A 2140-nucleotide genomic window follows, 5' to 3' on the forward strand; every position below is an offset into this window, starting at 1 on the left:
CATGGGCGTGCGTCGCAGCACTGGGCGTGATATGTACTGGCTTTGCGTACGTCTTGTTTTTCAGGCTGGTTGAGCGTGTTGGTGCAGCCTACGCTGCGTCTGTCACGTTTCTCATCCCTATCTTTTGAATGATCTGGGGCGCCGCTTTCCTGGGGGAGGCGATCACACCGGAATGATCGCTGGATGCGCGATCGTCCTCCTTGGAACGGCCTTGGCGAGCGGAAAACTCGGTTGGATGTTGACCCGCAGCGCATGAACGTCCGCTCTGGAGAGCGGCGAAGGACTGTTGTGGCGTTGATCGGCCCACAACCACGGTTCAGCCAGCTTCCGCAGGTATCCCCTCGCGACGAGACAATATAAAGCGCTGGCCGCGAGGTCTTATTTGTCAAATTCATTCCCCGACTGTTTGATCATTGAACGCATATGAAAGCATGGTTCGCGTGACCGATATGGTCAGGGAACTGTTGCAAAAAAGCGTCATCCTTCCGCCGAAAAGAGCCTATAAAACGCCGCTTTTCATCGCACACCGCCTCGGTAGCCTTGCAGGACGGGCGCATCGAAAAAATTACTGACTTCGCCTAAGTTAAGTAGCGTTTTCCCGATTTAACAAGTCGGGACAATAGGAAGACAGTATCGGAATGGCAGGCGCAATAGTATGAAGAAATGAGTGACGCGACCGGGAGAAGAAATTGGCCGAGCTTTCTAGTGTTTTGGTATGGCTCACCGTCGCGTTTGCGTTCGCGGTGGCCCTGATAACTTCATTCGTGCTGGGCGCTGAGGCGCTGCTGTGCATGCTGGGCCGTCGAAATGCGCTCCGCCGCAACCTGCGTCGCTATCGGCGCGCCTGACCTTCAGATCGAGATGCCGACTCTCAAATAGCCCGGGACGCAACAGACGGGGATGCGCCGCGAAAGCGAACCCGTGATTCTCAACGACTTTATGAGCAGCGGCGTCTCGTCAGCGGAGAGTGAACACCGACTTGGACGAATATTCCGGCCACGTACATCATTGCCATGGCGAAAAGTGGTGCGTCTGGCGGAAACCCGCTGCGTGTGAATCCGATGTAGGTCAACCCATCAGCATGTGCGGCGAACGCCGCGTGTACCATCAGGTATAGGTCGTCGCTATCTGTCGAACAGCCATTCTCGTCGGCGATCAATTGCGCGTACATCCAACTGCGCTTCCCCTGATCATCCGCGAACCAGCCCGTCAGGTCAGAATCGTCGTGACGGTCAATCGTGATTTCAACGCGAACACGCGGCGCTACCTTTCGCGCGAGATACGATGGGAAATGTGCGAGGTCGAAGCTATGTTTCTTCAACGCTTCGTCACCGACATCCCGGATGGTCGTCCTTTGCGGTATGGACTTGGACGTGGCACTTACCCCGTGAACGATAAATAAATAGCGCTGAAAATTCACCGCCATTTATCGCTGAAGATCACATATCGATCGCGCGCCGGCGTTGCTTAAACGATCGTTTTCGCAATCCCGGTATAGAGCCAAAGGGCGGAGTCAGGCCATGAAGGGCCATCCACCCGGACCGTTCCACCGACATTGACGCGTCCGGTCCTCATCCATCAGCGGCCATTCGATTGGCGACGATGCAAGTCGCTTCATCGGCCAATGGAGGCGACTGTGCCTTGTGTCCAATTCCACTCGAGCGACTGCGTTGGGGGGCTAGTGGCCGAGCGGCTGCGATCAGTCTGCGCGCTCGATCCGTTCGTGAAAATGTGAAGCAGCTTAGGGTTTCCGAGCTTGTTGGCACGCACCGCCTCTACTAGATGCTATGTGGGAGGGCAGCGACAGAAAGCCCGACTGGAGTAAAACGGGACTTGCACACTCGTTTTCTCCGAAGGAGCACGCAAATGGACACGCCTGACACAGCCCTCCGTGGGCAGAATACGACGGCAGGTGACCGCCTGTACATGGCTTTTGAACTGGGCGAGAAGAACTGGAAGCTCTCACTGGGTGATGGCCAGCGCGCGCCCAGCCGCTGTACGGTCGCCGCCGGCGATGCCACGGCGGTTCTCACCGCCATCGCCAACGCCAGGGCGCGTTGCCATCTCGGCGCCGACGCACCCGTCTACAGCTGTTATGAAGCAGGCCGCGACGGTTTCTGGCTGCACCGCTGGCTGGCTG

3 protein-coding genes and 1 pseudogene are annotated in these 2140 nt (G+C 57.2%); 3 read left to right on the forward strand and 1 reads right to left on the reverse strand.

The window, feature by feature from the left end; genetic code table 11:
* Positions 1-26: 26 nt before the first annotated feature.
* Positions 27-128: a hypothetical protein gene (locus GNZ13_RS54155; protein WP_407945610.1), complete on the forward strand. Its 102-nt coding sequence runs from the start codon at positions 27-29 to the stop codon at positions 126-128.
* Between the two features lie 561 nt (positions 129-689).
* Positions 690-848, forward strand: a complete 159-nt coding sequence (locus GNZ13_RS07305) for a hypothetical protein (protein ID WP_172161874.1) — start codon at positions 690-692, stop codon at positions 846-848.
* Positions 849-937: 89 nt separating this feature from the next.
* Here the strand turns inward: GNZ13_RS07305 and GNZ13_RS07310 are convergent, their stop codons facing one another.
* Positions 938-1426, reverse strand: coding sequence for a hypothetical protein (locus tag GNZ13_RS07310; protein WP_172161876.1), 489 nt, complete (start codon positions 1424-1426; stop codon positions 938-940).
* Positions 1427-1866: 440 nt separating this feature from the next.
* On the opposite strand from GNZ13_RS07310, the pseudogene GNZ13_RS07315 reads away from it, so the two are divergent.
* Positions 1867-2140 (forward strand): annotated as a pseudogene (locus GNZ13_RS07315) (IS110 family transposase); the annotation flags it as partial.

The organism is Paraburkholderia elongata (assembly GCF_013177735.1).
Classification (GTDB): domain Bacteria; phylum Pseudomonadota; class Gammaproteobacteria; order Burkholderiales; family Burkholderiaceae; genus Paraburkholderia; species Paraburkholderia elongata.